General features: G+C 73.1%; 15 protein-coding genes, 1 tRNA gene and 1 other RNA gene. 9 read left to right on the top strand and 8 right to left on the bottom strand.

Annotated elements, in window-relative coordinates:
* Positions 1–67: 67 nt before the first annotated feature.
* The 4 genes from AC3RJ8_RS02315 (at position 68) to AC3RJ8_RS02300 (ending at position 2,936) form a co-directional block, all read left to right on the top strand.
* Positions 68–643: a TetR/AcrR family transcriptional regulator gene (locus AC3RJ8_RS02315; RefSeq protein ID WP_489714354.1), complete on the top strand. Its 576-nt coding sequence runs from the start codon at positions 68–70 to the stop codon at positions 641–643.
* Positions 640–1,374, top strand: coding sequence for an ABC transporter ATP-binding protein (locus AC3RJ8_RS02310; protein ID WP_489714353.1), 735 nt, complete (start codon positions 640–642; stop codon positions 1,372–1,374). Before AC3RJ8_RS02315 ends, AC3RJ8_RS02310 begins: the two co-directional genes overlap by 4 nt.
* Positions 1,371–2,159 (top strand): hypothetical protein, encoded by a 789-nt coding sequence (locus AC3RJ8_RS02305; protein WP_489714352.1) that lies wholly within the window; start codon positions 1,371–1,373, stop codon positions 2,157–2,159. The genes AC3RJ8_RS02310 and AC3RJ8_RS02305 overlap by 4 nt, the downstream gene beginning before the upstream one ends.
* 63 nt (positions 2,160–2,222) lie before the next feature.
* Entirely contained in the window at positions 2,223–2,936 is a 714-nt protein-coding gene (locus tag AC3RJ8_RS02300) for a rhamnogalacturonan acetylesterase (RefSeq protein ID WP_489714351.1), read from the top strand.
* A gap of 48 nt (positions 2,937–2,984) precedes the next feature.
* Here the strand turns inward: AC3RJ8_RS02300 and AC3RJ8_RS02295 are convergent, their stop codons facing one another.
* A complete protein-coding gene (locus AC3RJ8_RS02295; RefSeq protein ID WP_489714350.1) occupies positions 2,985–3,860 on the bottom strand; it encodes a LysR family transcriptional regulator in 876 nt (291 codons plus the stop codon).
* Positions 3,861–3,939: 79 nt separating this feature from the next.
* Here AC3RJ8_RS02295 and AC3RJ8_RS02290 point away from each other — a divergent pair, with 79 nt between their 5' ends.
* Positions 3,940–4,968 carry an EamA family transporter gene (locus AC3RJ8_RS02290; RefSeq protein WP_489714349.1) on the top strand — a complete coding sequence of 343 codons (1,029 nt, stop codon included), beginning with the start codon at positions 3,940–3,942 and terminating at the stop codon, positions 4,966–4,968.
* Here the strand turns inward: AC3RJ8_RS02290 and AC3RJ8_RS02285 are convergent.
* The 4 genes from AC3RJ8_RS02285 to ffs all read right to left on the bottom strand — a co-directional run bounded on the left by AC3RJ8_RS02285 (position 4,901) and on the right by ffs (position 8,122).
* Positions 4,901–5,554 (bottom strand): methionine ABC transporter permease, encoded by a 654-nt coding sequence (locus AC3RJ8_RS02285; RefSeq protein ID WP_489714348.1) that lies wholly within the window; start codon positions 5,552–5,554, stop codon positions 4,901–4,903. The genes AC3RJ8_RS02290 and AC3RJ8_RS02285 overlap by 68 nt on opposite strands.
* Entirely contained in the window at positions 5,551–6,633 is a 1,083-nt protein-coding gene (locus AC3RJ8_RS02280) for a methionine ABC transporter ATP-binding protein (protein WP_489714347.1), read from the bottom strand. The genes AC3RJ8_RS02285 and AC3RJ8_RS02280 overlap by 4 nt, the downstream gene beginning before the upstream one ends.
* A gap of 141 nt (positions 6,634–6,774) precedes the next feature.
* Positions 6,775–7,665, bottom strand: coding sequence for a MetQ/NlpA family ABC transporter substrate-binding protein (locus tag AC3RJ8_RS02275; RefSeq protein ID WP_489714346.1), 891 nt, complete (start codon positions 7,663–7,665; stop codon positions 6,775–6,777).
* Positions 7,666–8,025: 360 nt separating this feature from the next.
* Positions 8,026–8,122, bottom strand: an RNA gene (gene ffs / locus AC3RJ8_RS02270) — signal recognition particle sRNA small type.
* Positions 8,123–8,275: 153 nt separating this feature from the next.
* Here ffs and AC3RJ8_RS02265 point away from each other — a divergent pair.
* Positions 8,276–8,360 (top strand) — tRNA-Ser (locus AC3RJ8_RS02265).
* A 101-nt stretch (positions 8,361–8,461) separates the two neighbouring features.
* On the opposite strand, the gene AC3RJ8_RS02260 is transcribed toward AC3RJ8_RS02265, so the two are convergent.
* Positions 8,462–9,058 carry a hypothetical protein gene (locus AC3RJ8_RS02260; RefSeq protein ID WP_489714345.1) on the bottom strand — a complete coding sequence of 199 codons (597 nt, stop codon included), beginning with the start codon at positions 9,056–9,058 and terminating at the stop codon, positions 8,462–8,464.
* A gap of 194 nt (positions 9,059–9,252) precedes the next feature.
* On the opposite strand from AC3RJ8_RS02260, the gene AC3RJ8_RS02255 reads away from it, so the two are divergent.
* The 3 genes from AC3RJ8_RS02255 to AC3RJ8_RS02245 all read left to right on the top strand — a co-directional run bounded on the left by AC3RJ8_RS02255 (position 9,253) and on the right by AC3RJ8_RS02245 (position 12,251).
* Positions 9,253–11,061 (top strand): glycoside hydrolase family 35 protein, encoded by a 1,809-nt coding sequence (locus AC3RJ8_RS02255; protein ID WP_489714344.1) that lies wholly within the window; start codon positions 9,253–9,255, stop codon positions 11,059–11,061.
* Between the two features lie 202 nt (positions 11,062–11,263).
* A complete protein-coding gene (locus AC3RJ8_RS02250; protein ID WP_407320396.1) occupies positions 11,264–11,560 on the top strand; it encodes a type II toxin-antitoxin system VapB family antitoxin in 297 nt (98 codons plus the stop codon).
* Positions 11,561–11,597: 37 nt separating this feature from the next.
* Positions 11,598–12,251: a LytR C-terminal domain-containing protein gene (locus tag AC3RJ8_RS02245; protein ID WP_489714343.1), complete on the top strand. Its 654-nt coding sequence runs from the start codon at positions 11,598–11,600 to the stop codon at positions 12,249–12,251.
* A 21-nt stretch (positions 12,252–12,272) separates the two neighbouring features.
* Here the strand turns inward: AC3RJ8_RS02245 and AC3RJ8_RS02240 are convergent, their stop codons facing one another.
* Positions 12,273–13,574, bottom strand: coding sequence for a uracil-xanthine permease family protein (locus tag AC3RJ8_RS02240; RefSeq protein WP_489714342.1), 1,302 nt, complete (start codon positions 13,572–13,574; stop codon positions 12,273–12,275).
* A 75-nt stretch (positions 13,575–13,649) separates the two neighbouring features.
* On the bottom strand, positions 13,650–15,623 hold the full coding sequence (locus tag AC3RJ8_RS02235; protein ID WP_489714341.1) for a glycosyl hydrolase: 1,974 nt from the start codon (positions 15,621–15,623) through the stop codon (positions 13,650–13,652).
* Positions 15,624–16,174 lie beyond the last annotated feature (551 nt).

The raw sequence follows: 16,174 nt of genomic DNA, 5'->3' as shown, positions 1-16,174 counted from the left end.
GCGGCTGACAGGGACACGTCTCGACCCGACGGTGGCCGTGGCGAATGTTAGTGAGTAACATCATGGGGTGACCCCCTCGAGCCCACGGGCGCTGCGCACCCGGGCACGCATCCTCGACGCCGCGCTCGACCTCTTCGAGCGGCAGGGCTACGACGCGACCACCGTGGCCGAGATCGCGGCGCGGGCGCAGATCACCCCGATGACGTTCTTCCGGCACTTCCCCACCAAGGACGCCGTGCTGGTCTCCGACCCCTACGACCCGCTCATCGCCCGGTCCGTGGCCGCCCAGCCCCGTGACCTGCCACCCGTCGAGCGCGTCCGTCGCGGCCTGCTCGCGGCGCTCGGCACCATCGAGCCCGTCGAGGACGCCACGGCGGCACGCCGCGTCCGGCTGATCGCGGCGCACCCGTCGCTGCGCTCCGCCGTCGTCGCCGCCACGGCGGACACCGAGCGGGCGATCGTCGACACCCTGGTGGCCGACGGCGCCGACCCCTTCGACGCCGGTGTCGCCGCGGCCGCCTGCCTCGGCGCGTGCAACGCCGCCCTGCTCACGCTGCCGGACCTGCACGACCGGACCGGCGGCGCGCTCCACCTCGGCGCGGCCATCACCCGTGCGCTGAACCTTCTCGGGAGGACCTCATGACCTCGCTGACCCTGCGCGACCTGCGCCACCGATTCGGCGACCGCCCGGCGCTCGACGGGTTCTCCCTGGAGGTGGCACCCGGCGAGGTCGTGGCGATGGTGGGCCTCAACGGGGCGGGCAAGACGACGGCGCTGCGCATCCTGACCGGCCGGCTCCGTCCGGAGCAGGGCACCGCCCGCGTGCTCGGCGCGGACCCTGTCGCGCTGGGCACGGCGGCGGCCCGCCGGTTCGGCCACGTCGTCGGCACCGCGCTCGTCTCGCCCGACCTCACCGTCACGGAGAACGTCCGCACCGCCGCACTGCTGCACGGCGTGGCCCCGCCGGACGTCGCGACCGCGAGCGCCGCCGTCGTCGACCGCCTGGACCTCACCGCATGGGCCGGAGCCCGTGCCCGCACGCTGTCCGCCGGCAACGCCCAGCGGCTCGGGATCGCCTGCGCGGTGGTGCACGGACCGTCGGCCCTGGTGCTCGACGAGCCCACCTCCGCCCTGGACCCGCGCGGCGTCGTGCTCGTGCGTGAGCTGGTCCGCTCCCTGGCCGACGAGGGTGCCGCCGTGCTGGTCTCCAGCCATCACCTGGACGAGGTGGCGCGCGTGGCCGACCGGGTCGTCGTCGTGCACGGCGGGCGGGACGTGGGCGAGCTCGCGCCGGGCCCGGAGATGGAGCAGCGGTTCTTCGCGCGGGTGCTCGCGGCGGACGCCGGGACGGCCACGCCCGGAGCGGCGGCATGACCGGGCTCGGTACGGCACTGCGGGTGGAGACGCTCGCCTGGCGCCGCTCGGCGGTGCAGCGGGTCACGACACCGCTGCTGGTCCTGCTCGTCCCGCTCGGCGCGGTCGGCCTGGTGGCGCTGGCCAGGTCGGGCGCGATCGTCGGGGCGGGTGCGGCCAAGCTCGCCGACTACGGGACCGGCCCGCTGTCCACCACCCACCTGACCGTGGCCGGGCAGGTGCTGTCGGTCGGGCTCCTCATGGCGGGCGGCTTCGCGTACGCGGCGGCGTTCGGCCAACCGCTCTCCGACGGACGCGCGGGAGCGCTGTTCGGGCTCGCGACACCGCGGTCGACGATCGCGCTGGCGCGGTGCCTCGTGGTGCTCGGCTGGGCGGCGGCGTGCGTGGTCCTCGCGGTCGGGCTGACGGCCGCGGCGTCGGCGGCGGCCGCGGCCCTGAGCGGCGAACCGTTCACGGCCGCGGCCTGGGCGTCGGCCGGGAGGGCGCTGCTGGCCGGGCTGCTCGCCGCCTGCCTGGCACCGCCCTTCGCCGCGTTGGCGACGGCGACCCGCAGCCCGCTGGGGACCGTCGGGGCGCTGATCGGGGTCGTCGCGGCGACGCAGATGATCGTCCTCGTCGCCGGCGGGGCCTGGTTCCCCTACGCCGTGCCCTCCCTGTGGACGGGGACGGGCGGCGCGGAGGCGGCGGCGTCGGTCACCCCGGCGGCGCTCTGGCTGACCGCGGCCGTCGCACCGGTGGCGATCGCCCTCGTCGTGGGCCAGTGGCGGCGCCTCACCGATGTGTGAGCGTTGACGCGGCAGCGTGCTCGCCCTAGTGTTTAATCGATTCAACCACTGACCGGAGGACCGATGACGATCCACCTCGCGGGCGACTCCACCGTCGCCCCCACCGACCACGGCGCCACCTCGGGCCACCCGGAGATCCCGCTGCTGGGCTGGGGGGACGAGCTCGCCGCGCTGGTCGACGACGCCGTGCACAACGCCGCGATCGGCGGTGCCACCACGAGGTCGTTCCGCGAGGAGGGCCACTGGGACCGTGTGACGGAGGCGGTGCGGCCCGGGGACACCGTCATCATCCAGTTCGGCCACAACGACCAGAAGCACCCCGAGGACCTGGCCGCCGAGGGCGGGTACCGCCGTCGGCTCACCGAGTTCGTCGCCGAGGTGCGCGACGCCGGAGCCCGCCCCGTCCTGGCCACCAGCGTCGAGCGCCGCTGGTTCGCCGACGACGGGTCGCTGCGCTGGTCGCACGGCCCCTACCCCGCGACCGTGCGCGCCCTGGCGAAGGAGCTCGACGTGCCGGTCGTCGACCTGACCGTGTTCACGCGCTGGCTGTACACGTGGCTCGGCGAGACGGCGTCGGCCGCGCTCTTCCCGCACGGCGCCGCCGCGGCGGCCGGCCTGCCCGTGGGCGACCCCCTGGCCCAGGACAACACCCATTTCACCACCGCCGGAGCCCGGTACGTGGCGCAGTACGTCGCCGAGGCGCTCGTCTCGATCGACGGTGTGCACGACGGCACCGAGCCGATGGGCGCGGCGATCATGGCGGCCCAGCAGGGGTGACCGACGTCGCGGACGGTCATGCATCAGCCCCTCATGCGTGACTCGCCGCTACGGCGACGCGTCGGCCACCAGGTCGAGGAACGCCAGGGCGGCCGGGCGAGGGTTCAGGTCGCTCCACGCGAGGTACTGGACCCGCGCCGGGCCGCGCGTCACGGGCAGCGCGGCCACGCCGTCGGCGCCGGTGACCACCCCCTCGGGCAGCATGGCGACCGCGAGCCCCTCGCGGACGAGGCCGAGCAGCACCTCGCTCGTCGGTGCCTCGAAGGCGACCTCGCGGCGCAGCCCGGCCGCGGCGAACGCGCGGTCGCTCTGCGCCCTGCCGGGCGAGCCGGCCGGGAAGTCCCCGAAGGTCTCGTCCGCCAGGACCGCGAGATCGATGCGTGCCCGCCCGCGGAGCGGATGGTCCGGGCCGACGGCGGCCACCAGGCGTTCCCGGAGCAGCTCCCGGGAGCGCACGCCCGCCGGCGGCGGGCCCTCCGGCAGGCCCAGCAGCGCGACGTCGGACTCCCCGGCCCGGACGGCGGCGACGAGCGCGTCGCTGGCATCGACGCGCAGGGAGACCGTCACCTGCGGGTGGGCCGACCGGAACCGTCGCAGGGCGGCCGGCACGTCGAGAGCGGTCACCGTGGGGATGATCCCCAGCCGCAGCGCCCCACGCACCCGGCCGGCCGCGGCGGCCGCCTCGACACCGGCGCGCTCGGCAGCGTCCAGCGCGACCCGCGCGGAGGCCAGGAACGACTCCCCCGCCGCCGTGATCTCGACCCGCCGGCTGGTCCGGGCGAACAGCCGGACCCCGAGCTCGCGCTCGAGCGCGGCGATCTGGTGGCTCAGGGCCGACTGCACGACGAAGCACCGTTCGGCCGCGCGGGTGAAGCTCCCCGTCTCCGCGACGGCGACCACGTAGCGCATCTGCTGCAGCTCCATCCATCTATCGTGTTCCACGATCGATGCGGTGACAAGCATGTGTTGGACTCATGACGGCGTCCGGGAGCACCGTAGGTGCATGGCCACCACCGCCCCGCCGCCGGGCACGACGACGACACCGACGCCCGCCCGGCACACCTTCGGCACACCGCTGCTCCGCACCACGGGCCTGACTGCCCTGACCCCGGTCGTCTGGGGAACCACCTACCTCGTCACCACGGAGCTGCTGCCGCCGGGCCACCCGGTGTTCGCCGCGGCCGCCCGCGCCCTGCCCGCCGGGCTGCTCGCGCTCGCGCTCACACGGACCCTGCCCCGCGGGTCCTGGTGGTGGCGCGCGGCCGTTCTCGGGGTGCTCAACATCGGCGCGTTCTTCCCCCTGCTCTTCGTGGCCGCCGAGCGGCTCCCCGGCGGCGTCGCGGCCACCATGGGTGCCGCGACGCCGCTCGTCGCGACCGTCCTCGCCGTCGTCGTCCTGGGCGAGCGGTGGTCGCGGTGGCGGCTCGTGTGGGGCGTCGTCGGGGTGCTGGGCGTCGGGTTCGTCGTCCTGGGCCCCGACGCCGCTCTCGACCCTGTCGGCATCGTGGCCGGCCTGGGTGGCGCGGCCGTCATGGCGCTCGGCGTCACGCTCACCAAGAAGTGGGGCCCGCCGCCCGGCGTCGGTCCGATGGCGTTCGCCGGCTGGCTGCTCACCGCGGGCGGCCTGGCCCTGCTGCCGCTGGCGCTCGTCGAGGGCGTCCCCACACAGGTGGACGCCCCGGCGCTGGGGGGCTACCTCTGGCTCGGGATCGTCGGCGGGCTCGTGGCCTACACCCTCTGGTTCTCGGGCATCCGCCGGCTGTCCGTCCCCGCGGTGGCGTTCCTCGGCCTGCTGTCGCCCCTGACCGCGGCCGTCCTCGGCGCGGCGGTGCTCGGCGAGTCGCTGGACCCGCTGCAGCTCGTGGGGTTCGGCCTCGCGCTGCTGGCCCTGGTCGCCGGGCAGGTGGTCCCGCGCCGGCGACGGGTCGGGGTCGCTCGCCCGCGTCCGGTCGAGGACTCGGCGGTCAGCGCCGCAGCGCCTTCCGGGCCAGCGAGTTCCCCAGCCACTGCACGAGCTGGACGATCACGATGATGATCACCACGACGATCGCCGTCACGGCCCAGTCGTACTGCCGGTAGCCGTAGACGATGGCGAAGTCGCCGAGGCCGCCCGCACCGAGATAGCCCGCGATCGCGGACATGTCGAGCACCCCGATGAACAGGAACGTGTAGCCCAGGATGAGGGGCGACAGCGCCTCAGGCACCACGACGGTGCGCACGATCCGCAGCGGGGAGGCACCCATCGCCCGAGCCGCCTCGATGACCCCCGGGTCGATGGACACGAGGTTCTGCTCCACGAGGCGGGCGAACACGAACGCCGCCATGATGCACATCGCGAACGTGAACGCCTCGATGCCGATCGTGGTCCCGACCACCGCCCGCGTCAGCGGGCCGATGGCGACCAGGAAGATGAGGAACGGCACGGGTCGCACGATGTTGACGGCCACGTTGAGCACGGCGAACACCGGACGGTTCGCCAGCAGGTTGCCGGGGCGCGTCAGGTACAGGCCGAGGCCGAGCAGCAGCCCGAAGAACCCGCCGACGGCCAGGGTGATCAGCACCATGAACAGGGTCTGACCGAACGCCTCCCACAGCAGGGGCACCAGGTCGGGTCTCATCGGTCGCTCCCTTCATGGGCGGGCGCGGCCGCCGTCCCGTGGTCGACGACGGCGGTGACCGCGCGCAAGCCGTTGAGCGCGGCCGACACCGCGGCGTCGGACCCGACCAGCTCGAGCGTGAGCGAGCCGTAGGGGCGCTCGGCCACCTCGGTGATCCCGCCGTAGACGATCGTGCCGGAGACACCGTGCCGCGCGAGCACGCTCATGACCTGCGCCGAGGAGCCCGCGACCTCGTCGATCCGGACGGTGACGACGCGACCGGCGTGCCGCTGCCGCAACCGCTCCAGCACCGCCGTCGACGGCACGTCCCGCAGGGCGGAGCCCACGAACCGTCGGGTGACCGCCTGCTGGGGTGCGCTGAACACCTGGTAGGCGTCGCCGAGCTCGACCACGCGCCCGCACTCCATGACCGCGACGCGGTGGCAGACGGACCGGACGACCTCCATCTCGTGGGTGATGACCACCACGGTGATGCCGAGCTCGCGGTTGACCCGCTGCAGCAGGGCGAGCACGTCCGCCGTGGTCTCGGGATCGAGCGCGCTCGTCGCCTCGTCGGCCAGCAGGATCTTGGGGTTCGTGGCGAGCGCCCGGGCGATGCCGACGCGCTGCTTCTGCCCGCCCGAGAGAGCCGACGGGTACGCACCCGCCTTGTCCGCGATGCCGACGAACTCGAGCAGCTCGGCGACGCGGGCGTCCCGGTCGGCACGCGACCAGCCCGCCACCTCCAGCGGGTAGGCCACGTTCCCGGCGGCCGTGCGGGACCGCAGCAGGTTGAACTGCTGGAAGATCATGCCGATCCCCGCGCGCACCGGCCGCAGCCGCGCCTCGCTCAGCCCCGACAGGTCGGTGCCGTCCACGACGACGGAACCCGCCGTCGTCGTCTCCAGCGCGTTGACGAGCCGCACCAGCGTGGACTTGCCGGCGCCCGAGTAGCCGATGACGCCGAAGATCTCCCCCGCCCGGATGTCGAGGCTCACGCCGTCGACGGCGCGGACGGGCTCGCTCCGGCGGCGGCCACGAGCCCCCCGGCCGGGGAACTCCTTGACCACGTCACGGAAGCTGATGACGGGCTCGCTCACGACAGTCCTTTCGGCGAGGTAGCGCGGATCAGCGCGAGGTAGCGCACACCGGTGCGAGGTAGCGCACACCGGTGCGAGGTAGCGCACACCGGTGCGAGGTAGCGCTACCTCGGCACGGGATGCGCTACCTCGCGCATCCGGTCACTGGGCGGCGAGGTTGGTCTTGATCTCGTCGAGGATGGCCTGCAGGTCCGCGGCGTCGTTGTCCTTGATGACGCCGGTGCCGCCGGACGCCTCGACGACGCCCTGCTCGATCTCCTCGGTGTGGAAGATGTCGACGAGCTTGTTCAGCGTCTCGTCGTCGGCGTCCGCGGCGCGGGAGACCCAGACGTTGATGTACGGCTCGGCGGCCGAGGCGTCCGGGTCGTCGGAGTAGAGGGCGTCGTCCGCGGTGAGGCCGGCGTCGCCGACGAAGTCGTTGTTGACGATCGAGGCGTCGACGTCCTGCAGGGCCAGTGCCGTCTGCGCGGCGTCCACCGGGGTGACGGTCACGCGGGACTCGTCGGCAAGGACGTCGGCCGGGGTCGAGAACGAGTTGCCGCCGTCGCGCAGGGCGATGAGCCCGGCCTCCTGCAGCACCAGCAGCGCGCGGGCCTGGTTGGTGTCGTCGTTGGGGATGGCGACCTCGCCGCCCTCCGGGATCTCTGCGAGGCTCGCGTGGGTCGTGGAGTACAGGCCCAGCGGGTAGACGGCGGTCGCCCCGATGGGGGTGAGGTCGTCGCCCCGTGCCACGTTGTAGCCCGCGAGGAACTGGATGTGCTGGAACTGGTTGAGGTCGAGGTCCCCTTCGCTGAGCCCCTGGTTCGGGAGCTGGTAGTCGGAGAAGTTCACGATCTCGACCGTGATGCCCTCGGCGTCGGCGGCGTCGACGAACGTGTCCCAGTAGGCCTCGCCGGACGAGACGACGCCGATGCGGATCGGGTCCTCGGCGGTGCCCTCGGCGACGGCGGCCTCGGCACCCCCGGAGCAGGCGGCGAGGGCAAGGACGGAGACGACGGCACCGGCGGAGAGCAGGGTGGAGCGCACAGACATGGGTGGGTCCTTCCACGGGCACGACGGCAGGGGGCGCCGTCGGCGGTTCAAGAACAGAGGACAAGCAGGCAGGCCGCGGCCATCAGCACGCGGCGGGCGCAGGGAGAGAGGGTGCCGTCAGGAATGCCCGACGGCGGTGCGGAGCGCTGTCAGCGCACGCACATTCGGGTGCTCCGCATCGCGGCACGGCACATCCGGTCGCGCAGCGAGGTGCGCGCGGTGCGGGGTGCGGTGACGTCGAAGCGGTGCATGAGCCCACTTGAACACCGCGAGGGCCACTTCTCCAACTCGAACGACCCAAAATCCCGCGATGTGGGCGTCGCCTGTCTCGCCATATAAGAACCTGCTGGCCAGCGGGACGCAAAGGACCCCTCGCGCACCCACCAGAGCTCACTTACCCTTGCTGCCTTCCGGCCCTGGGGGAGTTCGGCGAGGTGATGCCGCACGAGGGGTCTGCCCTCAGCCTAACGGAGGGAGGCCACGGATCCGAAACCGGATCCGCGGCTCATGCCGACCGAGACGAGGGTCACCCCGACGCGATTCGGAGAAGACCGCACACGTCGGCTATTGTGCTGGGGTTGCCTGCGCCGCGTGCGGAGGCGGCACCAGAGGAGGATTCGCCTAGCGGCCTATGGCGCACGCTTGGAAAGCGTGTTGGGTTCACGCCCTCGGGGGTTCGAATCCCCCATCCTCCGCAGCGAGCCCGCCTCCCGCACCAGGTGCAGGAGGCGGGCTCTTTCGCGTCATGGACCCTCGGCACCCGTGGGCTGCGGCGCTGCCGGCACCTCGAGGGCCGTCACTCCGTGACGACGAGCACCTCGTCCTGCGCCCCCGCGGCACACTCGTCGGGAAGCCCGTCCACCGCGTCCACCGGCACCGGCACGGCGGTGACGTCGAAGTCCTCACCCACGCGGACGGTGCCCAGCCCGGACGTCGTCACGGACGGGCGGGCGTCACGGAGCACGAGCTCCGCACCGTCGGCGAAGACGAGCACCTGCGGCGGCGCGTCGTCCTCCATCGCCAGGCAGCCCCCGGGCCCGGCGATGAGCATCCCCGAGTAGTCCTGCACCTCGCCGTCCGGCCCGTCCGCCGTCAGCAGCCCGAAAGGTCCCTCACCCTCGACCTCGACGGTCAGTGAGCCGGGATCGGTGCTCTCGTCGGCGTCCTCGTCGGCATCCTCACCGGCACCGTCGGTGACCTCGGGCGTCGAGTCCTCGGCGTCCTCGGCACCCTCGGCAGACGGGCTGTCGCCGTCGGGCTCCATCGTGGCCTCGGCGTCCGGGGAGGCGGTGCCTCCCTGGTCCGGCGCCGGGTCGCCGTCGGAGCAGCCGGTGAGCACCGCGCCCGCCAGCAGTCCGACGAGCAGCAGGTTGCGCACGCGAGGTCGCGCCATGATCCGTCCCTCCAGTCCCCGAAGGGTTCGTGGCTGACGACCTCCCGCGCGACGAGCGCCGCGCGGGATGGCCGTCGATGTCGACGGCCAGGCTAGCCATCGACGGATGCACCGGCAACGACCGCTCGGAGTGCCCCTGGCCAGGCGACTCCTTCCCGGCCCGGCCTCGTCCGGCACCGTGTTTAAATCGGTTCATGCCTCGCTTCGAGATCGGTGACCAGGACTTCCTCCTCGACAACCGACCCCACCAGATCGTCAGCGGCGCGCTGCACTACTTCCGCGTCCACCCGGACCAGTGGGCCGACCGCCTCCGCAAGGCGCGTCTCATGGGCCTGAACGCGATCGAGACGTACGTCGCCTGGAACGTCCACTCCCCCGACCGCGGCGCGTTCCGCACCGACGGCCCCCGCGACCTCGGCCGGTTCCTCGATCTCGTCGCCGCCGAGGGCATGCAGGCCATCGTGCGCCCCGGCCCCTACATCTGCGCCGAGTGGACGGGCGGCGGGCTGCCGGGCTGGCTGTTCACCGACCCGACGGTGGGCGTGCGGCGCGCCGAGCCGCAGTTCCTCGCGGCGATCGAGGAGTACTACGCGGCAGTGGCCGGGGTCGTGGCGCCCCGACAGGTCACGGCAGGCGGCCCCGTGCTCATGGTGCAGGTCGAGAACGAGTACGGCGCGTACGGTGCCGACCCGTTGGACGAGCGACAGCACTACCTGCGCACCCTGGCCGCGATGCTGCGCCGTCACGGCATCGACGTCCCGCTCTTCACGAGCGACCAGGCGAACGACGACCACCTGACCCTCGGCAGTCTGCCCGAGCTGCTCACGACGGCGAACTTCGGCTCCCGCACGGCCGAACGGCTCGCGACGCTGCGCCGTCACCAGCCCACGGGCCCGCTGATGTGCATGGAGTTCTGGGACGGCTGGTTCGACTCGTGGGGTCTGCACCACCACGTCACCGCCCCGGAGGCCAACGCCGGCGACCTCGACGCCCTGCTCGCGGCCGGCGCGTCCGTCAACCTCTACATGTTCCACGGGGGCACGAACTTCGGGTTCACGGCCGGCGCGAACGACAAGGGCACGTACCGCGCGATCACCACCTCGTACGACTACGACGCCCCGCTGGCCGAGCACGGCGCGCCGACGGCGACGTTCCACGCGCTGCGCGAGGTGATCTCCCGCTACCGGGCGGTCCCCGAGGAGCAGCCCGCGCCGCCCGGGCCGGCCCCCGAGCTCACCGTCCCGCTCGACCGCCGGGTCCCGCTGGACGAGGTCGCCGACGACCTGGGCGAGACGCACCGCGGCCACCACCCGCCCACGCACGACGACGTCGCCGCGTGGGAGGGGTTCGTCCGCTACCGAGCTCGCATCGCGGCCGACGACGCCGTCCTCGTGGTCGAGGACGTCCGGGACCGTGGGCTCGTCACGCTCGACGGCAAGCCGGTCGGCCTGCTGGACCGCACGACGCACACCACCGCCGTCGCCCTACCCGCTCGTGCCGGCCGGCTCGAGGTGCTCGTCGAGGACCAGGGTCGCGTCAACTACGGCCCACGCATCGGCGAGCCCAAGGGCATCATCGGCCCCGTGCGGACCGCGACGCGCGAGCTCACCGGCTGGGAGGTCACACCGCTGCGGTTCGCCGACGACGACGGGACGCTGCGCGAGGAGGTCACCTCCGCGCTGCGCGCCACCTCACCCCGCCCGATGCCGCCGTCGGCCCCGGACGCGCCGCTGGCCGGGCCGGTGCTGGCGCACGGGACGTTCGCGAGCGTGGAGGGCGCCGACCACTTCCTCGCGTTGGACGGCTGGACCAAGGGCGTGGTGTGGATCAACGGCTTCTGCCTCGGCCGCTACTGGAGCGCCGGGCCGACGGGCACCCTGTACGTGCCGGGGCCACTGGTGCGAGCCACCGGCAACGAGATCGTGGTGCTCGAGCTGCACGGTGCGCGCGGCGGCACCGTGCAGCTCGTCGCCGGCCCTCGGCTCGGCCCCGTCGAGGAGTGAGCACACGACGAGCGCGCCGCCGTCGCGGTCTCGGCACCACCACGTCGTGTGATGCCGGTCACGTCACAGGCCGTTGCCGGGGTGAACGTTGCGAAGAGGGTGTGTGCACCATGTCGAGAACGACCTGATCGTGACCTCATCGTGACGACTTCTTGCCCTGAGGTGCGCGTCGGCCCGGACACCCACCTCTACGATGACAGCCATGATCTTCAAGGCCGTGGGCGACGGGCGTCCCTACCCGGACCACGGGCGCGAGAGCACCAACGACTGGTCCGACGTCCCGCCCCGCCAGGTCCGCCTGGACGAGCTCGTCACGACCAAGCGCACGCTGGACCTCGACGCCCTGCTCGCAGACGACTCCACGTTCTTCGGTGACCTCTTCGCCCACGTCGTGGAGTACCAGGGCACGCTGTACCTCGAGGACGGTCTGCACCGCGCCGTCCGGGCCGCCCTCCAGCAGCGCCCGATCCTGCACGCTCGCGTCCTCGCCGTCGGATGATCACTCCGGATCCGCGATTCTCAGGTAGTTTCTTCGCGTGACATCACCAGCCCAGGACCCGGCGCGGGTCGCCCGCCGTCGGCGCAAGCACGAGCGCCAGGCGGTCGTCTTCGGGCTCATCATCGCCTTCCTCGTGGTCCTCGGCCTGGGCGCCCTGGCCATCTACACGGACACGATCGACTCGCCGATCTCGGAACCGATCTACACCCCGAGCACGGCCGTCGAGCACATGGCGCCCGCCTGCCTGCCCGACAACGAGGACTCACCCGACGGCGTGCTGCCGATGCCGTACGACAAGGTGCGGGTCCGGATCTTCAACGCGGCCGACAACCGCTTCGCCCTCGCCGGGGCCAGCGAGGACGTCCTGTCCGACCGCGGGTTCGACATCCGCGACACCGGTGACTTCACCTACCAGGTGGAGGGGCCGTCGGAGATCCGCTACGGCACGAGCGGCATCGTGCAGGCCTACACGCTGGCCGCGCAGTTCGACGACATCGAGCTGATCCTGGACGACCGCGGGGGCAAGGTCGTGGACCTCGTCATCGGCACGGGCTGGGCCGAGCCGCTGCCCGTCGAGGAGGTTCCCCTCGCCGCCGACCAGCCGCTCGAGAACCTGCCCGGCTGCGTCCCCGCGGCCGACATGGAGCCGGTCGAGCGCGAGTACGGCCTGGGTCGCCAGCCCGAGGCCTGAGGCCCCGCACCCGACCTCGCGCTAGTTCGCCGCGCCGTCGCGCTCCTCGACCGGCGACGGCGACGGCCGGGTCGTCCCGCGCCAGCGGCCGATCGCCCGCATGCCGTGGTAGACGACCAGTGCCGCCCCGGTGCCGAGCGCGATGCCCTCGAAGCTCAGCTCACCCACCACCCAGGTGTAGTTGGCGACACCGATGACCAGCGGCACGGCGGCGGTGGTGAGGTTGACGGGGTCGGCGAAGTCCACCCGGTTCTGCACCCAGATGCGGAAGCCGAGCACGGCGATCATGCCGTAGAGGATGGTCGTCACCCCGCCCAGGACCCCGGGCGGCACGGTGTTGATCACCTCGCCGAACTTCGGGGAGAACGACAGCAGGAGTGCGCAGACGCCCGCGACCCAGTACGCGGCCGTCGAGTAGACGCGGGTGGCGGCCATGACACCGATGTTCTCGGCGTACGTGGTGGTGCCGGAGCCGCCGCCGGTCCCCGCGAGCGTGGTGGCCACACCGTCCGCGAACAGCGCCCGTCCCATGCGGTCGTCCAGGTCCTGGCCCGTCATCGCCGCGACCGACTTCACGTGGCCCACGTTCTCCGCCACGAGCACGAAGACCACCGGCAGGAAGAGTCCCAGGACGCTGGGCTCGAAGCTCGGCGCCGTGAACTCGGGCAGGCCCAGCCAGCCGGCCTCGTCGACCTTGGTGAAGTCGACCTCACCGCGCCACACCGCGAACGCGTACCCGAGGAGCACCCCGACGAGGATCGACAGCCGCCCGAGGATCCCGCGGAACAGGACGGACACGAGCACCACCGCGACCAGCGTGACCAGCGCCGTCGACGGTGACTGCTGGAAGTTGCCCCAGGCCGCCGGCGCGAGGTTGAGGCCGATGAGCGCCACGATGACGCCGGTCACCACGGGCGGCATGACGACGTCGATCCAGCGGGACCCGGCCCGGTGCACGACGGCGCCGACGACCATCAGCAGCACCCCCGTGACGAAGATGCCGCCGATCGCCGCGGCGTGGCCCTGCGACGCCGTCACCGCGCTGATCGGTGCGATGAAGGCGAAGCTCGACCCCAGGTAGCTCGGCAGCCGGTTGCCGGTGAGGAGCAGGAAGCCGATGGTGCCGACCGCCGAGAAGAAGAGCGTCGTGGACGGCGGGAAACCGGTCAGCAGCGGCACCAGGAAGGTGGCGCCGAACATCGCCACGACGTGCTGCGCCCCGATGCCGATGGTGCGCGGCCAGGACAGCCGCTCCCCCGGTGCCACCGTCGCGCCGGGGGCGATCGACCGGCCGTCGCCGTGCTTGGTCCAACCCCACTGCATGCGTGCGCTCCGTCCGTGAAGGTTCCGTGAATCCACGGCACACCTTAACGGCGTCCGGCAGAGCGCCACCCCCGGCTATCCTGCGCGGCTCATCAACCAGGCGAGCATCCACGACCTGGTCGAGCCGTCGTCGATCCGCTCGTCCGGGAGACCACGCGCCACCTCCAGCGCCGCCTCGGCGTCGTCGGTCCCGAGCAGGCCCGCGTACATGAGGAGCTGGTCGCCGAAGAGGACGTCCCAGACCTCCGGGTCGGACCAGAGCTCGTCGGTGCCCAGCGCCTCCTCGAGGTTCGCCCGCACACGGTCGCGGTCCTCCCCCAGGTAGGCAGACACACCCGTCACCGGAAGCACCACGATGCCCAACGCCGCGCTCGGCTCGGCCGAGAACCAGGTCGCCCGCTCCCTCTTGCCGTCCCACACCAGGGACGTCACCGAGGCGTCGAGACCGGCGGTCGCCGGATCGGCGGTGTCGAAGTCCGTCCAGTAGGCACGCGCCGACGCCGCTTCCAGGGCGAGCATCCAGCGCGCCTGCTCGTCTAGCCCGTCGTCGTCGAGCCCGGCCGCCTCGCGCGCCCCGGCCCACAGCGCCAGGCCGTGCCAGGCCGAGACCGCCTCGGAAGCGGACTCCTGGTTGTTCCCGTCGGCAAAGGGCGACTGACCGGAAGCCCACGAGTGTCCCATCACCACATCGAGGACCCGCAGTCCTGGCATCGGCGCGCCACCCTCCACGGGCACGTCGGCCACTGCGGCCACGTCCGCAGCGAGCAGGTCGAGCACCGGCGCCAGGTCACGGGCCAGCTCGGCGTCGTCGGCCGCCACGAGCCCTGCGGCGTAGAGGAAGTACCCGTAGTGGAAGTGATGGTCGTTGCCCTCCTCCGAGCCGAAGGACGTCGCCTGCCCCACGACGGTGCGCAGAGTCGGCTCCCACGTGAAGCAGCGTTCGGCTCGCTCAGCGCAGCCCGCGGGCTCCGCCCAGGTCCGCAGGTCGGCCGCGACGCTCGCGTGCAGGTCGGCCGCCACCTCGTCGAGCCCGAGCTCCCGGGCCAGCATCCACAGCTGGGCGTCGCGGGCCAGCGCCTTGCCGCCGAAGTACGTGTCCGCCGGCCTGACCTCGTCCAGCACAGCCGCGGCATCCGCGCTCACCTGGCCCGCGAGCGCCTCCCGTGCCGACCCGTCGAGACCGGACAGGTCCAGCCCGCGCACCGGCTCGCGGACCGGTGAGCGCCACGACAGGGTCGTCGTGAGGCACACCTCGGCGGTCCCGCGCACGGTGGCGTAGGTGCCCAGACCGCACGTGGTCCCCTCGGACGGGCCGGCGTCGTCCTGCTGGTGGGGCCAGCGCACGACGACGGCGGGTCCCCCGGAGCTCGTCGCGTAGGTCAGAGACGTGGTCACCTCGTCGACGGCGCTCTCGTAGCCGACCTCCGCGCGGACGACGGGCTCGCGCGCGGCCTCGACGAGCTCGGCGAGCGTGCCGGGATCGTCCGCGTCCGGGGCGACGAGCCAGGACACGGCGTCGCCCGCGCTCAGCGTCAGGGCCGTGCCGGCCGCGTCGAGGGCGGCCGCTGCGTCGAGGCCGTCGGCACCGACCAGTACGTGGGCGCGTCCGTCGATCTCCGTGGAGGCGACGTCGTCGGGCAACCCGGCCGCTCCCCGGGCGAAGGCGGTGCCGGTCCCGAGCTCCTGGTCCGTCACCGCGGTGTACGTCAGCACCGGCGATCCGCGGGTCAGGTGGAGGCGCCCGAGGGCCCTCTCGTCGCCGCCGACCAGGTCGACCGTCACGGTCGCCGGGTCGTAGGCCGACACGACTCCGGTGACGGGCTCGCGCAGGTCCATCTGCATCCGCGGGGCGTACGGGCCCGTCAGCACGGTGCCGTCACCGCGCACCTGCGGCAGTCCGTAGGCGAACCCGGACGCGGTCAGTCCCACGGCCAGCGGCAGCGGGAACACCGGCTGCGGGGACTCGCCGAACACCAGCCCGGAGAACCACCGGTTGGTCGGCGGCGCGAGCCCGTCCGCGAGGCGCATCGGGACGTCCCCGCGGTCCACCGCCGGCAGCACCGTCGGGTCGACGGCGGGAGGTGCGACGTCGGCCAGGCCGGCGCCGGAGGACGGGACCGCCGGCGAAGTCGCGCGGGTCGTAGCCCGACGAGAGCACCGTCCACATGGCCAGCAGCGCGAGGACGAGCAGGATGGACTCGGCGACGATCACCAGGCTGTAGGGCAGCCAGTCGCCCCGGTGGTCCGGGTCGAGCAGGAACACGGCGTAGGCGACGCCTCCGAGGGTCGCGAGCATCATGACCAGCATCAGCGACGGCGAGTGCGCCGCGGCGTTGGCGTCCCGCCGTCGGGCGGCGGACCGGGGATCGCCCTGGACGGTGGTGCTCGGGTCCCGGGGCGCCGCGTCGAGCAGCCGGGGCGGGGTGGAGCGGGTGTCGAGCGTGGGCATCAGCGTGTCTGCTCACGAGAGCACGAACCACGGTGGGTGCGGGTCGGCACTGCACGGGGGTCACCCGGGAACGACGAAGGTGGGTCCCTGGCGTTCGCCGGAGAACCCACCTCGTCGTCTGGTGCCAGACGCTAGAACGTGCTGTCGGAGG

The sequence above is a fragment of the Isoptericola sp. MSGPD8_1_ISO-PGPR-S23-394 genome (genome assembly GCF_058072785.1).
The sequence above is the reverse complement of the archived record's forward strand: the minus strand, read 5'-3'. Positions and strand labels throughout refer to the sequence as shown.